22 protein-coding genes are annotated in these 17,824 nt (G+C 71.4%); 15 read left to right on the top strand and 7 right to left on the bottom strand.

The genetic code is table 11. The annotated features are described in order from the left end of the window. Window positions 1-110 precede the first annotated feature (110 nt). Both M3677_RS01280 and upp read right to left on the bottom strand, forming a co-directional pair. Window positions 111-881: a winged helix-turn-helix domain-containing protein gene (locus M3677_RS01280; protein ID WP_144411342.1), complete on the bottom strand. Its 771-nt coding sequence runs from the start codon at window positions 879-881 to the stop codon at window positions 111-113. 709 nt (window positions 882-1,590) lie between these two features. After that, complete coding sequence (gene upp, locus M3677_RS01275) at window positions 1,591-2,226, bottom strand: uracil phosphoribosyltransferase (protein ID WP_066655308.1); 636 nt, start codon at window positions 2,224-2,226, stop codon at window positions 1,591-1,593. Window positions 2,227-2,301: 75 nt separating this feature from the next. On the opposite strand from upp, the gene M3677_RS01270 reads away from it, so the two are divergent. Further along, window positions 2,302-2,733: a nucleoside deaminase gene (locus M3677_RS01270; RefSeq protein ID WP_251159653.1), complete on the top strand. Its 432-nt coding sequence runs from the start codon at window positions 2,302-2,304 to the stop codon at window positions 2,731-2,733. A gap of 53 nt (window positions 2,734-2,786) precedes the next feature. On the opposite strand, the gene M3677_RS01265 is transcribed toward M3677_RS01270, so the two are convergent. Further along, window positions 2,787-3,743 (bottom strand): cation diffusion facilitator family transporter, encoded by a 957-nt coding sequence (locus tag M3677_RS01265; RefSeq protein WP_066655306.1) that lies wholly within the window; start codon window positions 3,741-3,743, stop codon window positions 2,787-2,789. A 95-nt stretch (window positions 3,744-3,838) separates the two neighbouring features. Between M3677_RS01265 and proC the strand changes: the two genes are divergently transcribed. Beyond that, window positions 3,839-4,669 carry a pyrroline-5-carboxylate reductase gene (gene proC, locus M3677_RS01260; RefSeq protein WP_251159589.1) on the top strand — a complete coding sequence of 277 codons (831 nt, stop codon included), beginning with the start codon at window positions 3,839-3,841 and terminating at the stop codon, window positions 4,667-4,669. 36 nt (window positions 4,670-4,705) lie between these two features. Here the strand turns inward: proC and M3677_RS01255 are convergent, their stop codons facing one another. Next, window positions 4,706-5,344: a TrkA family potassium uptake protein gene (locus M3677_RS01255; protein WP_066655303.1), complete on the bottom strand. Its 639-nt coding sequence runs from the start codon at window positions 5,342-5,344 to the stop codon at window positions 4,706-4,708. 67 nt (window positions 5,345-5,411) lie between these two features. After that, entirely contained in the window at window positions 5,412-6,851 is a 1,440-nt protein-coding gene (locus M3677_RS01250; protein WP_066655299.1) for a TrkH family potassium uptake protein, read from the bottom strand. A gap of 71 nt (window positions 6,852-6,922) precedes the next feature. On the opposite strand from M3677_RS01250, the gene M3677_RS01245 reads away from it, so the two are divergent. The 5 genes from M3677_RS01245 to M3677_RS01225 all read left to right on the top strand — a co-directional run bounded on the left by M3677_RS01245 (window position 6,923) and on the right by M3677_RS01225 (window position 8,636). Next, window positions 6,923-7,438: a helix-turn-helix transcriptional regulator gene (locus M3677_RS01245; protein WP_066655298.1), complete on the top strand. Its 516-nt coding sequence runs from the start codon at window positions 6,923-6,925 to the stop codon at window positions 7,436-7,438. Window positions 7,439-7,584: 146 nt separating this feature from the next. Next, entirely contained in the window at window positions 7,585-7,779 is a 195-nt protein-coding gene (locus M3677_RS01240) for a helix-turn-helix domain-containing protein (RefSeq protein WP_058729786.1), read from the top strand. 125 nt (window positions 7,780-7,904) lie between these two features. Then, a complete protein-coding gene (locus M3677_RS01235) occupies window positions 7,905-8,003 on the top strand; it encodes an AURKAIP1/COX24 domain-containing protein (RefSeq protein WP_003792170.1) in 99 nt (32 codons plus the stop codon). Between the two features lie 70 nt (window positions 8,004-8,073). Continuing rightward, window positions 8,074-8,346, top strand: coding sequence for a glutaredoxin family protein (locus tag M3677_RS01230; RefSeq protein ID WP_251159588.1), 273 nt, complete (start codon window positions 8,074-8,076; stop codon window positions 8,344-8,346). After that, window positions 8,343-8,636 (top strand): Dabb family protein, encoded by a 294-nt coding sequence (locus tag M3677_RS01225; RefSeq protein WP_251159587.1) that lies wholly within the window; start codon window positions 8,343-8,345, stop codon window positions 8,634-8,636. Before M3677_RS01230 ends, M3677_RS01225 begins: the two co-directional genes overlap by 4 nt. Window positions 8,637-8,711: 75 nt before the next feature. On the opposite strand, the gene aspS is transcribed toward M3677_RS01225, so the two are convergent. After that, entirely contained in the window at window positions 8,712-10,052 is a 1,341-nt protein-coding gene (gene aspS / locus M3677_RS01220; RefSeq protein ID WP_209685038.1) for an aspartate--tRNA(Asn) ligase, read from the bottom strand. 141 nt (window positions 10,053-10,193) lie between these two features. Here aspS and M3677_RS01215 point away from each other — a divergent pair, with 141 nt between their 5' ends. Both M3677_RS01215 and M3677_RS01210 read left to right on the top strand, forming a co-directional pair. After that, entirely contained in the window at window positions 10,194-10,538 is a 345-nt protein-coding gene (locus M3677_RS01215) for a hypothetical protein (protein WP_251159586.1), read from the top strand. Beyond that, window positions 10,528-10,740: a hypothetical protein gene (locus M3677_RS01210; protein ID WP_251159585.1), complete on the top strand. Its 213-nt coding sequence runs from the start codon at window positions 10,528-10,530 to the stop codon at window positions 10,738-10,740. The genes M3677_RS01215 and M3677_RS01210 overlap by 11 nt, the downstream gene beginning before the upstream one ends. A 39-nt stretch (window positions 10,741-10,779) precedes the next feature. Here M3677_RS01210 and M3677_RS01205 read toward each other — a convergent pair whose 3' ends face one another. After that, a complete protein-coding gene (locus tag M3677_RS01205) occupies window positions 10,780-11,154 on the bottom strand; it encodes a MerR family transcriptional regulator (RefSeq protein WP_251159652.1) in 375 nt (124 codons plus the stop codon). A 136-nt stretch (window positions 11,155-11,290) separates the two neighbouring features. Between M3677_RS01205 and M3677_RS01200 the strand changes: the two genes are divergently transcribed. From M3677_RS01200 to ccsB, 6 genes are all read left to right on the top strand, one after another. Further along, window positions 11,291-12,781 (top strand): SulP family inorganic anion transporter, encoded by a 1,491-nt coding sequence (locus tag M3677_RS01200; RefSeq protein WP_209685042.1) that lies wholly within the window; start codon window positions 11,291-11,293, stop codon window positions 12,779-12,781. A 108-nt stretch (window positions 12,782-12,889) separates the two neighbouring features. Beyond that, complete coding sequence (locus M3677_RS01195) at window positions 12,890-13,546, top strand: histidine phosphatase family protein (RefSeq protein WP_251159584.1); 657 nt, start codon at window positions 12,890-12,892, stop codon at window positions 13,544-13,546. Beyond that, the gene (locus M3677_RS01190; RefSeq protein WP_066655286.1) at window positions 13,546-14,157 is read left to right on the top strand and encodes a TlpA disulfide reductase family protein; all 612 of its coding nucleotides are present in this window, start codon (window positions 13,546-13,548) and stop codon (window positions 14,155-14,157) included. Before M3677_RS01195 ends, M3677_RS01190 begins: the two co-directional genes overlap by 1 nt. 45 nt (window positions 14,158-14,202) lie before the next feature. Then, window positions 14,203-14,901, top strand: a complete 699-nt coding sequence (locus tag M3677_RS01185) for a cytochrome c biogenesis CcdA family protein (protein WP_251159651.1) — start codon at window positions 14,203-14,205, stop codon at window positions 14,899-14,901. A gap of 73 nt (window positions 14,902-14,974) precedes the next feature. Next, window positions 14,975-16,603 carry a cytochrome c biogenesis protein ResB gene (locus tag M3677_RS01180; RefSeq protein WP_066658460.1) on the top strand — a complete coding sequence of 543 codons (1,629 nt, stop codon included), beginning with the start codon at window positions 14,975-14,977 and terminating at the stop codon, window positions 16,601-16,603. 8 nt (window positions 16,604-16,611) lie between these two features. Then, entirely contained in the window at window positions 16,612-17,592 is a 981-nt protein-coding gene (gene ccsB, locus M3677_RS01175; RefSeq protein WP_209685265.1) for a c-type cytochrome biogenesis protein CcsB, read from the top strand. Window positions 17,593-17,824 lie beyond the last annotated feature (232 nt).

The following is a 17,824-nucleotide window of genomic DNA, read 5'->3' as shown; positions in this document are numbered from 1 at the left end:
TGCCACAGCAAACACTGCCTGCGACTCCGACTGTATAACGGCGAGGTAACGGCGCGCCAGCGTGTCCGGGCTCCGTTCGCTGCGAGTTCGCCGAACGTCGTCGGAGCAGATCAGAAGAGGTCGGGCGACGGCGTCGAGGCGTAGCGCACCGCGACGTCGGCGTGCCGGTCGAAGCGGTAGCCGACGCCGCGCACGGTCCGCACGATCTCCTCGAACGCACCGAGCTTCGAGCGCAGCCGACGCACGTGCACGTCGATGGTGCGCTCGTTCGGGGTCTCGTCCTCGTCGTCGGACCACAGGCCCTCGATGATCGCGGCACGGTCGACGGTCTGGCCCTCGCGCAGCACGAGGAACTGCAGGAGCTCGAACTCCTTGTAGGTCAGGGGAGCGGCTTCGCCGTCGAGCGTCACGCGCTTCCGGGAGATGTCGATGACGACACCGGTCTCCTCGGGCTCGGGCTTCTCGGCCTGCTTGCGGGCGGCCACGGCGGAGCGGTCCTGCAGCGCGAGACGGACCACGTCCACGTCGCGGCCCCCGGACCCCTCGGCGGCGACGGCGACGGCGGCGTAGGTCTCCGACGACGGGACGAGCTGGGCGGTGAGGGCCTTGAGCTGCTCGACCACGGCCGCGAGGCTCGTCCCGGCGGCAGCGGCCGCGGCCTCGTCGATGCCGACGTAGAGCGCGAAGCCACGCGCCTCGGTGCCCTCGGGGAGCGCCCGGTTCCGCTGCGGTGCGACGACCGGGCTCGTCGGGATCCCGCTCGGTACCGGCGGGGCGACGGGCGTGCGACGCGGACGGATCGGCGTGACCGTGCCGAGGTCGGTCGGCACCGTGGTGGCGGGACGGAGGGCGGTGCGGGGCTGGGGGATCGTGAGCGACATGGCGGTTCTCCGGGCGGGGCTGCGGTGCGGTGCACCGTGCGGTGTCGAGTGCGTCGGTCCGGGTACGGCTGATCGCCGTGTCGCCCAGCGGTCCTGCGGTGGACCGGGGCCTCCCGGGAGGTACGGGTGGTCTGCGCTCCGACGGGACGCGGTGTGGGGGCGTCGCCGAGGTGCTGTCACCCGGGGATCACACGCGCGCGACCGGGGTGGTGTCGCGGGGGATCCGGCTGGAACGGGTACCGATCAGGCACACATTCGACAACGCATGACCGCCGACGCCGGCATCATGGTGCCGGCGTTCCCCAGGGCCTCGGAGAGGACTCGGGAGGACACGGTTGCAGTCATGGGACGAGTATCCGCGGTATACCAAGGCGCTGTCAACCGTCCGCACGGACGGTGACGAGAGCGGACAGGCGGTGGTCGGGCGGACCCCGCTGCCGGACGGGAGGCGCGCTGCCGGCCCGCCACGGGCCTCCCGTCCGCCGTCGCGTGGGCGGGGCGCGGTGCGCGTGACGCGGTCTGCGCGCGAGACGCCGCTTCTCGCGCGAGACGCCGCCCTTCGCGCGAGACGCACCCGGAAGCGGCGGTGTCTCGTCGAGTCGGCGGCGTCTCGCCACGACGACACCGTCCCGCGCGAGCGCCGAAGACGCGAGACGCCCCCGTCGACACGGCCGGAGCCGGGTCGACGGGGGCGTCGGGGGAGCGGGTGCTACTCGGCCAGGCCGTACAGGCGGTCGCCCGCGTCGCCGAGACCCGGGACGATGTAGCCGTTCTCGTCGAGCTTCTCGTCGAGGGCGCCGAGGACGATGCTCACGTTGCGGTCACCGACGGCCTGCTCGACGGCGGCCAGGCCCTCGGGTGCGCCGAGGATGCAGACGCACGTGACCTCCTCCGCGCCGCGGTCGAAGAGGAAGTCGATGGCGGCGGCCAGCGTGCCACCGGTCGCCAGCATCGGGTCGAGCACGAAGCACTGCCGACCGGACAGGTCGTCGGGCAGGCGCTCCGCGTAGGTCTGCGGCTCGAGCGTGTCCTCGTTGCGGGCCATGCCGAGGAAGCCGACCTCGGCGGTGGGGACGAGCTTGACCATGCCCTCGAGCATGCCGAGCCCGGCGCGCAGGATCGGCACGACGAGCGGACGGGGCTTCGCGATCGCGACACCCATCGTGTGCGCGACGGGGGTGTCGATCGGCGTGGCGGTGACCCGGACGCTGCGCGTGGCCTCGTAGGCGAGCAGCGTCACGAGCTCCTCCGTCAACGCACGGAAGGTCGGGGAGGGTGTGGTCCGGTCGCGGAGCACCGAGAGCTTGTGGGTGATGAGCGGGTGGTCGGCGACGTGGACTCGCATGGTGTCGAGCGTACCGTGCCGATGGGGCAGGATCGACGCGTGGAGCACCCAGCCGGACGACCGTTCACCGCGGCGATGGACCGAGCGCTCGACGAGGCGCGTGCCTGCCTGTCGACCGGGGACGTGCCGGTCGGTGCCGTCGTCCTCGACGCTGCGGGCGAGGTCGTCGCGGTCGGCCGGAACGAACGCGAGGCCCGGCAGGACCCGACCGCCCACGCCGAGGTGCTCGCGCTGCGGGCGGCGGCCGAGGCGACGGGGGACTGGCACCTCGCCGAGCACACCCTGGTCGTCACGCTCGAGCCGTGCCCGATGTGCGCCGGTGCCGCACTGGCCGCGCGCGTGCCGAGGATCGTGTTCGGTGCCTGGGACCCGAAGGCCGGGGCGAGCGGCAGCGTCTACGACATCGCGCGGGACCGGCGGTTGCCGCACCGTGCCGAGGTCGTCGCGGGCGTGCGCGAGCAGGCCTGTGCCGACCTGCTCGATGCGTTCTTCCACGAGCGCCGCTGACGGCCCTGCCCGGACGGCTCTGTCCGGACAGGCCTGCCTCGACGGGCCTGCGCTCAGTCGGCGGCGCGGATGACGATCGCTTCGGTGGGCGGCCGCGGCCCGGTCCGGAGGACGTCCGGCTCGACGTAGATCACGCGGGCGACCGGCACCGCGGCGCGGATGCGCTGCTCGACGGTGTCGATGCCCGCGGCCACGTCGCCGAGCCGACGGTCCCCGTCGACCGCGACCTTCATGCCGACCATGAGCTCGTCCGGCCCGAGGTACAGCGTCTTGAGGTGCACGATCGACTCGACCTCGGGACCGTCGAGCACGGCGGCCCTGATGCGCTCCACGTCGGCGACGCTCGCGCCCTCGCCGACGAGCAGGCTCTTCGTCTCGATGCCGAGCACGACGGCGACCGCGATGAGGAGCAGGGCGATGAGGACCGTGCCGATCGCGTCGAACACCCCGTTGCCGGTGAGCACGGTGAGCCCGACGCCGAGCAGTGCGAACACGAGACCGGTCAGCGCCGCGGTGTCCTCCAGCATGACCACGGGGAGCTCCGGGGCCTTCGCCCGACGCACGAACTGCACCCACGACTGCGAGCCCTTGTGCGGACGGGCCTCGCGCAGGGCGGTGCGGAGCGAGAAGCCCTCGAGGCCGATCGCGACGACGAGCACGGCGACGGGGAGCCACCAGTTCGTGATCGGGTGCGGGTCGGCGAGCTTCTCGATGCCCTCGTACAACGAGAACACGCCGCCGATGGTGAACAGGATGATCGAGACGACGAACGCGTACACGTACCGTTCGCGGCCGTGGCCGAACGGGTGCTCCTGGTCGGCTGCGCGGCGGGCACGGCGGCCGCCGAGCAGGAGCAGGAGCTGGTTCGCGGAGTCGGCGAGGGAGTGCACGCCCTCGGCGAGCATCGCGGCGGACCCGCTGATCGCGGCCGCGACGAACTTCACGATCGCGATGCCGACGTTCGCGGCGAGTGCGGCGACGATCGCCCTCGTGCCTCCCGAAGCGCTCACGGGTGTCCCTTCTCCCTGCCGTGCACCGGGCCCGCACCGCAGGCGGCCCCCTGACGGACCGATCCTAGGCGTGGGCGCTGGGTAGGGTCGGGACCATGACGATCGAACTGCCCCGCACCGCCATGCTCGGCGTCGGCTCCATGTCCGGCAGCGTCCTCGAGGGACTGCTCGCCGCCGGCCTCGACCCCGCGACCGTGACGCTCACCACCCGGTCCGGAGCGTCGGCGGCGGCATGGCGCGAGCGTGGGCTCGAGGCGTCGGCGACGGAGACCGACCCGGACGCGAACCGGCAGGCCGTCCGCGGGGCCGGGCTCGTCGTCCTCGGGGTCAAGCCCTACATGATCGGCGAGGTCCTCGACGAGGTCGCCGCGTCGCTCCACCCCGGTGCGGTGGTCGTGAGCGTCGCGGTCGGCACCACGCTCGCCTCGATGGAGGCGCGTGTCCCGGCGGGCGTCCGTGTGGTCCGGGCGCTGCCGAACACCCCGATCGGCGTCGGCCACGGGGTCACCGGTATCAGCGCCGGGTCCACGGCCGACGACGACGCGGTCGGGATCGCCTCGAGCGTGTTCGCCGCGTCCGGACAGGTCATCGAGGTGCCGGAGTCGCAGCTCGACGCCCTGTCCGCCGTCTCCGGATCGGGGCCCGCGTACGTGTTCCTGCTCGTCGAGCAGTGGCAGCAGGCCGCCGAGGCGCTCGGGTTCACCCCGGAGCAGGCCGCGACGATGGTGCAGGGGACCGTGCGGGGAGCCGTCGAACTCCTCGCCGCGTCCGGGCGGGAGCCCGCCGACCTGCGCCGCGCCGTCACCAGTCCGAAGGGCACCACCGAGCGCGCGGTCGCCGTCCTGCAGGAGGCCGACCTCGCCGGCACCTTCACCCGCGCGTCGCGCGCCGCGATCGCCCGGGCCGAGGAGATCGCCGCGTCCTGACCGCGGGTGCCGGTCGGTCCGTCCGACGTCGGGTCGCTACTCGAGCGCGGCGAAGCGCTCCAGGTCGGTCTCGGTCCCCGAGACGATGATGACGTCGTCCTCGCCGATGACGCTGTCCGGGGTTGCCGGCACGAACGCCCTGCCCGGCGACTTGATGCCGAGCACCGTGAGGCCGTGCCGGGTCCGGATGACGGTCGTGGCGAGGTCCTTGCCGCGCACGGCGCGCGGCGGGAACATCTTGACGACCGCGAAGTCGTCGTCGAACTCGATGAAGTCGAGCATCCGACCGGACACCAGGTGCGCGGTCCGTTCGCCGGCCTCGCGCTCCGGGTACACGACGTGGTTCGCCCCGATGCGGGACAGGATCGTGCCGTGCGAGCGGCTGACGGCCTTCGCCCAGATCTGCGGGATGCCGAGGTCGACGAGGTTCGAGGTGATGAGCACGCTCGACTCGAGGTGCGACCCGACGGCCACGACCGCGATCGCGAAGTCCTGCGCGCCGATCTGCCGCAGGGCGTCGATGTCCGTCGCGTCCGCCTGCACGGCGTGGGTGACGCGGTCCGACCACTTCTGGACGAGGCCGGCGTCGGTGTCGACGACCAGGACCTCGCGGTGCTGGCGCTCGAGCTGACCGGCGGTGGCGGCGCCGAAGCGGCCGAGGCCGAGGACGAGCACGGGGGCGTCGTGGCTGACGGCCCCGGTGACGGGGTGGGGTGCGCGACGGTCGGCGCGGGGACGGCGGTCAGCCAACGATCGGCCTCTCCTCGGGGCGGCGGAACAACTGCCGGCTCTGGCTTGCGGCCAGCGCGGCGGCGATGGTCACTGTACCGACCCGGCCCAGGAACATCGTGGCGGCGAGGACGTACTTGCCCGCCTCCGGGAGCTCGGCGGAGATGCCGGAGCTCAGGCCGCAGGTCGCGAAGGCGGAGATGACCTCGAAGAGCACGCGGTCGAGCGAGTCGCCGGTGATCTGCAGCAGGACCACGGTCATGACGGCGACGATCGTCGCCCCCCAGAGCACGACCGCGACGGCGACGCGCAGGACGTCACCGGGGATGCGGCGCCCGAACGCCTCCATGCCCTGGCGCCCGCGGGCCTCGGCGACCGCGGCCAGGAAGAGCACCGCCAGCGTCGTCACCTTGATGCCGCCGGCGGTCGACGCCGAACCGCCACCGATGAACATGAGCATGTCGGTGACGAGCAGGCTGGCGCCGTGCATCTGCTCGACGTCGATCGTGGCGAACCCGCCGGACCGCGTCATCGTCGAGAAGAACAGCGCCTGGAACGCGGTGTGTCCGGCGCCGGCGTCCCCGAGCGTGCGGGGGTTCGAGGCCTCGAGCGCCGTGTAGACGACCGCGCCGAGGACGAGCAGCACCGCGCTGGTGGCCAGCGTGAGCTTCACGTGGATGGGCCACCGCCGCGGGGTGCGGAACTGCTTGGTGACGGCCCGGATCACCGGGAACCCGATCGAGCCCGCCACGACCGCGACCATGAGGAGCGACAGGAACCAGTAGTCGTTCGCGAAGGGGGTGAGCCCCTCGGCGTTCGGCGAGAAGCCCGTGTTCGTGAAGGCCATCGCCGAGTAGTAGAAGGCGTCCCCGACGGCGGTCCAGAACGGGTAGCCGGCGGCGAGCGTGGACGGCAGCAGGAGCACGCCGATCGCGATCTCGATCGTCAGGGTGCTCACCGCCACGGTGAGCAGGAGCGTGCCGACCTCCCCGAGCCGCACGGCCTGCCCCTCGGGGACGGCGCCGGAGTGCGTGCGGAGCGGGTTCGAGTCGCCGGCGGCGATGAGCTTGGCGCGGAGCCCCAGCCGTCGTGTCACGACCAGGCCGAGGATCGAGGCGAAGGTGAGGACGCCGACGGCGCCGATCTGGGTCCCGACGACGATGAGCACCTTGCCGAAGACCGACCAGTGCGTGGCCATGTCGACCGTCGCCAGCCCGGTCACGCAGACGACCGACGCCGCCGTGAACAGTGCGTCCGCGAAGTGCGTCGGGGTCCGGTCCGCAGCCGCCCAGGGCGTCATGAACAGGGTCGTGAAGATGAGGATCAGCGCGACGAACACCAGGATCGCGAGTCGCGACGGCGACGACCGGAGGACGCCGAGGGCACCGTCCAGACGCCGTCTCACCCCGCTCGTCGGCGTGTGCCGGTTGAGCGGCTCGGTGCGGTCGAGCATCCTGTGCCTCCGGAGCCGTGGGCAGGTCAGCGGTCATGGTACATGCGTACGGGTCCGGCTAGCCTTGCCGCATGGCCGACATCTTCACCGTCGTGGCGGACCCGACCCGGCGCGAGCTGCTCGGGGCGCTGCTGACGGCGTACGGCTCGGACGCCACCGGCGGCGAACTCAGCGTCGGGCAGCTCGTCGAGAAGATCGGCGTCAGCCAGCCGACCGTGTCGAAGCACCTCCGCGTCCTGCGCGACCACGGTCTCGTCTCCAGCCGTGAGGAGGGCCAGCACCGCTTCTACCGGCTCGACCCGGAGCCGCTCGTCCGGCTCGAGGAGTGGGTCGTCCCCTTCACGGGAGCGGTCGACGCGGACGGTACCCCGGCGACGACCTCGTGGACGCTCGACGGGCAGCCGGTCTCGTTCCGCCGGACCGGCACCGCAGCGCGGTCCACCGTCGAGGTCGGCACCGAGCTGGGTCGCGTCATGGCGGAGGCCTCGCACCGAGCGACCGCCGCGTTCTCGGGTGCGCAGCAGGGCTGGGAGCGTGTCGTCGACCGCAGCCGGAAGCGCTTCACGCGCCGCGGTGAGGACGACTGACCGACGGGTGGGAGACCCCTCGCGCAGCACGGTCGAGCGTCCGCTCGGAGTCTCCTGGACACGTGGTCCCACGCGCCCCTACACTCGCCCTTGACCACACTGGTCACACCGACCCCGCGCGATCCGCGGGAACCCGAAGGCGGACCATGACCGGCAGTTTCGACGACGTGCGCTTCCTCACCGTCGCTGAGGTGGCCGAGATGATGCGCGTCTCGAAGATGACGGTGTACCGCATGGTGCACGCGGGGGAGCTCCCCGCGATCCGGTTCGGCCGGTCCTTCCGCGTCCCGGAGTCGGCGGTCGCCGAACTCCTGCGCGGCGGCATCGCCGACGTCGGCTGAGGTCGGCCCGGCGCGCGCCCGTTCGACAGGACCGCTGCGCTCCGCTAGACTCGGCCGGGTTGATTTTCCGCGGTCTCTTCGGGCCCGGTGTCCACACATCTGCATCGTTCCGAGCGAGGTCCACTATGGGTTCTGTCATCAAGAAGCGTCGCAAGCGCATGGCGAAGAAGAAGCACCGCAAGCTCCTTCGCAAGACGCGTCACCAGCGTCGCAACAAGAAGTAAGTCCAGTACTTGCACCCGAAGCCCCGGTCCGCCGGGGCTTTCGTGTTCCCGGGCGCGTTATCGTGGGGACATGCCCGCCGTGACGTTCCTGACGAAGCCCGGCTGCCACCTCTGCGACGACGCCCGTCCGGTCGTGGAGCAGGTCGTGGCCGCCCACCCCGGTGTGACCCTCGAGGAGCGGTCGATCCTCGACGACGACGCGCTGCGCGAGGAGTACGCCGAGGACATCCCGGTCGTCCTCGTCGACGGCCGGGTCCACAGCAACTGGCACGTGGACGCCGACCGGCTGCACGGTGCCCTCGAGAAGGCAGAGAAGGCAGAGAAGGCCGAGGCCAGCGCATGATCCACCATGTCGTCTCCTGGACCGTCCGCGAGGACCTCGACCGCACCGCGACGATCGAGCACGTCCGCGAGCTCCTGACCGGGCTCGTCGGCACGATCGGCTCGATCCGGTCGCTCGAGGTCGTCGACAACGTGGCCTACCCGGGGAAGAACCAGGACCTGGCCGTCGTGGCGACCTTCGACGACCTCGCCGGTCTCGACGAGTACCAGTTCCACCCGGAGCACCAGGCGGCGGCAGCGGAGATCCGCGAGCTCGTCACGGGGCGGGCGGCCATCGACTGGGAGAGCTGACCCGCGCCTCCCTGCCCGCACGTGACGACGGCCACCCTCCTGTCGGAGGGTGGCCGTCGTCGTCGTCGGTGGTGACTACGGGGTCAGGCGCGTCGGTCCGCGGAACAGGTAGGTGACCTCGCGGATGGACGGCTCGTGCAGGGCGAGCATGAGCACGCGGGCGAGGCCCATGCCGAAGCCGCCGTGCGGCGGGACGCCGTAGCGGAAGAAGTCGAGGTACCAGCCGAGCTCCTCGGGGTCGAGGCCCTTCTCGACGGCCTGCGCCTCGAGCACGTCGACGCGGTGCTCACGCTGGGCACCCGTGGAGATCTCGGCGCCGTTGAACAGCAGGTCGTAGCTGTTCGTGAGCGTCGGGTCGTCGGCGTGACGCATGTGGTAGTACGGGCGGATCGAGGCGTCGTAGTCCGTGACGAACACGAACTCCGAGCCGTGCGTCTCCTTCGCCCAGGCGCTGACGCGACGCTCGCCCTCGGGGTCCAGGTCGCCGTCCGCCCGCACGACGTCGTGTCCGCTGTCGGCGACGATCTTCCGGGCCTCGGCCAGGGTGACGCGGGGGAACGGAGCGGTCGGGACGACGAACTCGAAGCCGAAGACCTCCTCGATCTCCTTGCCGTACTTGTCCTTGACGGCGGTGAAGCCCGCGACGAGGAGCTCCTCGTGCATCGCCATGACGTCGGCGTGCGACTCGACCCACGAGATCTCGGCGTCGACGCTCGTGAACTCGGTGGCGTGACGGCTCGTGAAGGACGGGTCCGCACGGAACGCGTCCGCGATCTCGAACACCGCGCCGAAGCCGGCGGGCTGCGCCATCTGCTTGAAGTTCTGCGGGGACTGCGCCAGGTAGGCGGTGGTCTCGAAGTACTCGAGCTGGAAGAGCTCGGCGCGCGACTCGGACGCCGACGCCATCAGCTTCGGGGTGTGGATCTCGATGTAGTCGCGCTCGACCCAGTAGGTGCGGAACGCGTGCTCCAGCGTCGTCTGGATGCGGAAGATCAGGTTCTGCTTGCGGTTGCGCAGGTCGAGGAAGCGCCAGTCGAGACGCTTGTCGAGCGAGGAGTCGTCCGCGATGGGCGTCTCCGGCTTCGCGGCGCTGACCACCTCGAGCGAGCCGACCTTGACCTCGAGCCCGCCGAGCTTCACGCGCTCGTCGTGCTTCAGGGTGCCGCGGACGTGCACGAAGGTGCCGTGCGCGAGCCCGGAGACCTCGTTCGTGACGGTGAGCCGGGCCTGGGCGTCGTCGTCGCCGTCCTCGGCCTCGCGCGTGGCGGGGTTCACCAGCTGCGCGGCGCCGGTCTCGTCGCGGAGGACGACGAACTGGACCTTCTTCTGGTCGCGGACGGTCTCCACCCAGCCGGCGACGGCAACGGGGCCGTCGGGGAGGGCGGCGAGGTCGGCGATGCGGGTGCGTTCGATCACGGTCGTCGAGTCTACGGCCTCCTCCACAGGTGGGGTCCCGGTCCGTTCTCTCCACAGCGTCGGCCGGGAGGCGCGGTTCGGCCCCGGCACGTCCGTAGCGTCGTCCGTGTGGTCGGGTCGCGAGTCGAGAGGGGATCCCGGATGACGGCAACGGGAGCGGGGCTCGCGGCCTGGCCGCCCGTCGCGGTGGCGGCGGTGGTCGCGGCTGCGGTCGGGTCGGTGCTGACGTTGGTCGGCGCGGCCGTGGGAGGCGTCTGGGCGCTGGTGCGGTGGCGGCGGGACGTCGGGCGCGAGGAACGCGACCGGGCCTGGGCGCGGTTCGTGTGGACGGTCGACCAGGTGTGCGACGGCGACGTCGGCCGGTCGGAGGTCGGTGACGTCGGGGCGAACGCGATGTACGACATGCAGATCCTTCGCGGGGACGACGCCGTCTTCGGAACGCTGGTACTCGGACTCATCACCGGAAGGGGGAGGCATGACGATTGAGGACCCGGTCCTGGCGCTGGTCGGACGACGTCGGGAGGAGTGGCGGCAGCGGGTGCGCCGTCGGTACCGGTTCCGCCCGTGGAAGGCGCGGCGTCTCATCTGGGAGCACGACGAGTTGCTGCGTCGTCAGGAGGAGTGGCGAGCGGCTCGGCGTGAGCGGGCACGGCTGATCGAGGCCGGGGAGCTGCAGGTCGAGCGGTGACCGGCTGGTGTCGTCCGCTTGCCGGGTGTCGTCCGGGGCTCAGGGGAGCGTGGCGCGCAGCGTGCTGAGCGTGCCGATGAACTCCTCAGCCATGCCGGCCCGTTCGACGAGCTTCGCGTGCCGGGTGCGGGCGTCCTCGAGCGACGCGTCGAGGCGGGCGGCGAGTGCCGGCTGGTCCTCGGGTCCGGCGTCGGCGAGGGCGTCGACGACGCGCAGGAGCTCTGCCATCTCGTCCAGCGAGAACCCGAGCGGCTTCATCCGACGGATGACGAGCAGTCGCTCGAGGTCCTGCGCCGTGTAGACCCGGAACCCTCCGGTGGTCCGTCCGCTCGGCACGAGCAGCCCGACCTCGTCGTAGTGCCGGATCGTCCGCAGGGACATGCCGGCGCGCTCGGCGAGCTCACCGATGTGCATGGTGTCGCCCGGCGTCGGGGCGGGGGAGTCGATCGCGTGCACGGGAGCCATGGTGGCAGACCGCCGCGCGAGATCGCTCGGAGTGCTCGTCTGCCCGGCGCAACCCTCCCCTCACGTCAGGGTATGGTCGCTGGCGATGTCCCTCGCACCGCTCGCCCCCGCGGCACCCACCGTCCTCACCGCGCTCCGGTCGCCCCGGCTCCTCACCCGTGAGGTCCTGGCCGGCGTGGTCACGGCGCTCGCCCTCATCCCCGAAGCCATCTCCTTCTCGGTCGTCGCCGGGGTCGACCCGGCCGTCGGCCTCTTCTCGAGCGTCGTCATCGCGGTGGTCATCTCGATCGTCGGCGGGCGACCCGCGATGATCTCGGCCGCCGCCGGATCGGTCGCGCTCGTGATCGCTCCGCTCGTGCGCGACCACGGCGTCGCCTACCTCGTCCCCGCGGTGGTGCTCGGCGGTGTGGTCCAGCTGGTGCTCGGCTTCCTCGGGGTGGCCCGACTGATGCGCTTCATCCCGCGCAGCGTCAACGTGGCCTTCGTCAACGCGCTGGCGATCCTGATCTTCACGGCGCAGTTGCCCAACCTCCTCGGCGACGACGTCCCGTTCGTGGTCTGGCCGCTGACGGCGCTCGGCATCGGCATCATCGTCGCGTTCCCCTTCCTGACCAAGGCCGTCCCCGCGCCGTTGATCGCGGTCGTCGTGGTCACGGCGATCACGATCGTGTTCGGGGTCGCGGTGCCGACGGTCGGCGACGAGGGCTCCCTGCCGACCGCGCTGCCCGGGTTCGGCGGCATCACGGTCCCGCTGTCGCTCGAGACCCTGCAGATCATCGCGCCGTACGCGTTCGGGGTCGCGATCGTCGGCCTCATCGAGACGCTCCTGACCGCGCAGCTCGTCGACTCCCTGACCGAGACCCGGTCCAGCGGCTGGCGCGAGTCGTGGGGCCAGGGCATCGCCAACATCGCCTCGGCGTTCTTCGGCGGCACGGGTGGCTGCGCGATGATCGGCCAGACCGTGATCAACGTGAAGACCGCCGGCGCCCGGACCCGGGTGTCGACCTTCACGGCGGGCGCGGCGGTGCTCGTCCTGACCATCGCGCTGCACGACCTCGTCGCGCAGATCCCGATGGCGGCCCTGACGGCCGTGATGCTCATGGTCTGCGTCGCGACCTTCGACTGGCACAGCGTCCGGCCCCGCACGCTCGGGCGGATGCCGCTCGGCGAGACGGCGGTCATGGTCGTGACCGTCGTGGTGGTCGTCGTCACCCAGAACCTCGCGACGGGTGTGCTGGTGGGCGTGGTCGTCGCGGCCCTCGTCTTCGCCCGTCGCGCGGCGCACGTCGTGTCCGTGGTGCGCGAGCCGGTCGACGAGCGCACCGTGCGGTACCGCGTGCACGGTGCCCTGTTCTTCGCGTCGTCCAACGACCTGGTGACGCGGTTCTCCTACGCCGAGGACCCGGAGCGGGTGATCGTGGACATGTCGGGCGCGCACGTGTTCGACGCCAGCACCGTCGCGGCACTCGACGGCGTGGAGCAGCGGTACGCGCGGCACGGCTCGACCGTCGAGGTCGTGAACCTGAACACCGGGTCGGTGGCACTGCACGGCCGACTGACCGGACGGCTGGGCTGACGGCAGCGACCGGGCAGCGCCGAACGGTCGCAGGGGCTGAACGGTCGCACATCCGGTGAATCCGCTGTGGGGCGGGTGATGACGGTGGAGCGACCTAGACTGGAACCCATGCCCGCGACACGGATCCACCTCGTCCGGCACGGCGAGGTCCACAACCCGGGGCGCGTGCTCTACGGCCGGTTGCCCGGCTTCGGGCTCAGCGAACTCGGCGCCCGGATGGCCGGTGCGTCGGCGACCGCCTGGCACGACGCCGGGGTCGACGTCCGACGGATCGTCGCGTCGCCCTTGCAGCGCACGCAGGAGTCCGCGGCGCCCTGGGCCGCCGCCTACGGGCTCGAGGTCTCGCTCGACGAGCGCCTGATCGAGCCCACGAACCGCTACGAGGGCCAGCGCCCCGGCTTCACGAAGCGCTCCATCGGACGCCCTGCGGAGTGGCCCTGGATCGCGAACCCGTTCCGGCCGAGCTGGGGCGAGGCCTACGAGTCCATCGCGAACCGCATGCTCGCCGCGGTCGCCTCCGCCTGGGAGAGCGTCGACGGCGGCGACGTCGTCCTCGTCAGCCACCAGCTCCCCATCTGGACCGTGCACCGCAAGCTCGCGGGGGAGCCGCTCTGGCACGACCCGCGCAAGCGTCGGTGCGACCTGTCCAGCATCACGACCCTCGAGCGTGTGCCCGCCACCTCGTCCGGTCGCTTCGCCGAGGTCGGGTACGCGGACCCCGCGCAGTCCCTGCGTGCGTCCGCGGTCGACGAAGGAGCAGTCTGATGTCCGCACGCAGCCGGATCGCCGCCGTCGCGGCCTCGGCGGTGATCGCAGCCCTGGCGCTCGCCGGGTGCTCGTCGTCGAACGACGACCTGTCCCGCCAGTACGGCAGCGGCACCACCCAGAACTACATCTCCGGCACCGGTGCGGTGACCGAGGTCGCGACGGACGAGCGGAGCGCCCCGGTCGACTTCACGACGAAGGACACCGACGGCGACACCGTCTCGGCGGAGGAGCTCCGCGGCAAGGTCGTCGTGCTCAACTTCTGGTACGCCGGCTGCCCGCCGTGCCGGGCCGAGGCGAAGTACCTCAACCAGGTGCACGACCAGTACGCCGACGACGACGTGGTCTTCGTGGGCGTCAACGTGCGTGACGAGGAGGGCACGGCGGCGGCGTTCGAGCGCACCTTCGGCGTCGACTACCCGACCGTCCTCGACGCCCGCGACGGCACCGTGCAGCTCGCGCTGTCCGGGCAGATCGCTCCGAACGCCGTGCCCGCCACGATCGTCCTCGACAAGCAGGGCCGCGTCGCCGCCCGCGTCCTCGGCGCGATCGACGGCAAGAGCATCCTGCAGACCCTGGTCAGCGACGAGCTCGACGGCAAGGCGTCCTGACCCGTGCCCGGCAACCCCTTCGCGGACGCGATCCTGAGCGGCCAGATGCTGGTCGCGTTGCCCGTGGCAGCACTGGCCGGGCTCGTGTCGTTCCTCTCCCCGTGCGTGCTCCCGCTCGTACCGGGCTACCTCGGGTACGTCGGCGGGATCGCCGAGGGTGGGCAGCGCCGCGGTCGGGTCGTGCTCGGCGTCGTGCTCTTCGTGCTCGGCTTCACCGCGGTGTTCGTCGCATACACGACGGTCTTCGGTGCGCTCGGCTTCTGGCTCGTCCGGTGGCGTGACCTCATCACGCAGGTCCTCGGTGTCGTCGTGATCGCGATGGGCCTGGTGTTCATCGGACGCTTCACCTTCCTGCAGCGCTCGATCAAGCCGTCGTGGACCCCCGCGACGGGCCTGGTCGGGGCGCCGCTGCTCGGCATCGTGTTCGGCCTCGGCTGGACCCCGTGCCTCGGGCCGACGCTCGCAGCGATCAACCTGCTCAGCGTGCAGTCCGGCAGCGCGTGGCAGGGCATGTGGCTCGGCGTCGCGTACTGCCTCGGGCTCGGCATCCCGTTCGTCCTCGTCGCGCTCGGCGCCGGGTGGGCGACCGGCGCGATCCGCATCGTGAAGCGTCACATGCGCACCGTCAACATCATCGGAGGAGCGATCCTGATCGTCATCGGTCTGCTCATGGTCACCGGCATCTGGTCGGCCGTCATGTCGAGCCTCGGGGCGGTGATCCAGAGCTTTGTCCCCGCGGTCTGAGCGCGACACCACCCCCGAGCAGTCGGGTAGCGGACCGGGGTCCGCGGACGACGTGTCCGCGGGCGCCGACCCGATGCGGCCGTCCGACCACGTCGACAGTGCCGCACCGGCCCCCGGAGCGGACGACGGCCCGACGCAGCCGAAGCTCGGGTTCGTCGGCTACGTCCGCTTCTTCTGGCGGCAGCTGACGAGCATGCGCACGGCGCTCTTCCTGCTCATGCTCCTGGCGCTCGCGGCGATCCCGGGATCCCTCGTGCCGCAGCGCACCGCCGACCCGAACGGCGTCGTGCAGTACAAGGCGGACCACCCGCAGCTCTTCCCCGTGCTCGACACACTGCAGGTCTTCGACACCTACACCTCGGTGTGGTTCTCGGCGATCTACCTGCTGCTGTTCGTCTCGCTCATCGGGTGCATCGTCCCGCGCACGAAGCACCACTGGCAGGCGCTCCGGACGCGACCGCCGAGGACGCCGGTGCGTCTCGGCCGACTCGCCGGCTACCGGTCCGTCCCGGTCGAGGCGGACGCGACCACGAGCCTCCCGTCCGTCGACGAGGCCGTGACGCGCGCGGCGGCACTGCTCAAGCGGTCCGGCTACCGGGTCGAGCGGTTCGGCGACTCCGTGAGCGCGGAGCGCGGGTACCTGCGCGAGACCGGCAACCTCGTCTTCCACGCGGCGCTCGTCGGCGTGCTCGTGGCGGTCGGCCTCGGCGGTGGCTTCAGCTACACCGGGCAGCGACTCCTGGTCGAGGGGCAGACGTTCTCGAACGTCCTCGGCTCCTACGACTCGTTCAACCCCGGCCGCTGGTTCCGGCAGACCGACCTGCAGGGCTACAACCTGACGCTCGACAAGTTCACCACGACGTACGAGGAGAAGAACCTCGACGCCCTCGGCCAGGCACTGGACTACTCGGCGACGGTGACGAGCCGCGAGAAGGGCCAGGAGCCGAAGACCGGTCGCATCGGCGTGAACGACCCGCTGTCGGTCGGTGGCACGAACGTCTACCTGCTCGGCAACGGCTACGCGATGCAGGTCACGATCCGCGACGGCAAGGGGAACGTGGCGTTCCAGGACGTCGTGCCGTTCCTGCCCGAGGACGCGAACTACACGTCCACCGGCGTCATCAAGGTGCCCGACGCCTCGCCGTCGCAGCTCGGGCTCGTCGGGTTCTTCTACCCGACGGCGTCGAAGCTGTCGACCGGCGCGTTCGCCAGTGCCTACCCGGACGCGCAGAACCCGCTCCTGACCCTGCAGGTGTACCGCGGCGACCTCGGTCTCGACAGCGGCGTCCCGCAGAGCGTGTACTCGCTCGACACCAGCGGTCTCGAGCAGATCGCCGGGCGGCAGTCGACGACCCCGAGCATCGAGCTGAAGCCCGGTCAGACGAAGACCCTGCCGGACGGTACCGGCTCGATCACCTTCGACGGCGTGAAGCGCTACGTCTCGCTCGACGTGCACCACGACCCCTCGCAGGCGTTCGTCGCCGGGTTCGCGGTGCTCGCGGTGCTCGGCCTGCTCACCTCGCTGTTCGTGCCCCGCCGCCGCGTGTGGGTGAAGGCGGTCCCGCGCCGGGGAGCCGAGCACGGCGAGTACGACCTCGAGTACGCCGGTCTGGCGCGCGGCGAGGACCCCAACCTCGAGCGCGCCGTCGACGACATCGCCAAGAGGCACCTGTCGGACCTCGGAGTTAGGATCCCTGCGTGAACCCGGACATGACGACCAACCTCGCGACCTACTCGGTCGTCCTGACGTACTCCGCGATGGCGGTCTACGTCATCGCGTTCATCTCGTTCGCGCTCGACATGGCGAAGCGGTCGGGTCAGGTGGCGTCCGCCTCGGCTGCTGCGCCGGCAGCGCCCGCCGCGCGCACCGTCGCGACGGTGCAGGGCGGGACGGTCGTGCTCGAGAAGGTCGAGGCCGACCGGGGTCGCCCCGGCGGCGGCGGGACGAAGTTCGAGCGGGTCGGCATGGCGATGACGATCCTCGCGCTCGTGCTGCACGTCGGTGCCACGGTCCTGCGCGGCATCGCGGCCGACCGTGTCCCGTGGGGCAACATGTTCGAGTTCTCGCTCACGGGCACGGCGCTCATCACGCTGATCTTCCTGCTCGTGCAGCTCTGGCAGAACCTGAAGTTCCTCGGTGTGTTCATCACCGGTCTGACGATCATCCTGCTCGGCATCGCGACCGTGAACTACTGGGTGCCCGTCGTGCCGCTCCAGCCCGCGCTGCAGTCGTACTGGTTGGTCATCCACGTCTTCGTCGCGATCGCCGGGACGGGCTTCTTCGCCCTCGGCGCCGGGCTCGCCGTGGCGCAGCTCGTGCAGACGTACCGCCAGGGTCGTCCCGCGTCGAAGCAGCTCCGCTTCATGGAGACGCTCCCCGACGCCGAACGGCTCGAGGTCCTGACCTACCGCGTGCTGCTCGTCGGCTTCGTGCTGTGGACCTTCACGCTCATCGCGGGTGCGGTCTGGGCCGAGCGCGCCTGGGGCCGGTACTGGGGGTGGGACACCAAGGAGGTCTGGACCTTCATCATCTGGGTGGTCTACGCCGGGTACATCCACGCGCGTGCGACCCGCGGGTGGCGCGGTGCGCGGTCGTCGTGGCTGGCGCTCATCGGGTTCGCCGCGGTGATGTTCAACTTCTCGGTCGTCAACGTCTTCTTCAAGGGCTTGCACAGCTACTCCGGCCTGTGAGGCCGACCGGGCGTCGCTGCGGCGGCGACCCCGGGACGGACGGGTGGCGCGGTGCCATCGGGCACCGCGCCTCCCGTCCGTCGTGTCCGGGCGTTCCTGCCTCGCGTGAATGCGCACGATCTGTCACGCTCGGGGTCGAGGCCGACGAGTCTCGCCCGTCCGGCGGACGTGAGCGGCACGTCCTGCGCGCTCGTCGCCGCCCGGACACCGTTCGGTCGGTTGCTCCCTCGTC

Origin of the sequence: Curtobacterium sp. P97, assembly GCF_023712445.1 — a bacterium.
GTDB lineage: Bacteria > Actinomycetota > Actinomycetes > Actinomycetales > Microbacteriaceae > Curtobacterium.
Note: the sequence above shows the minus strand (reverse complement) of the source record. Positions and strands in the feature narration are given on the sequence as shown.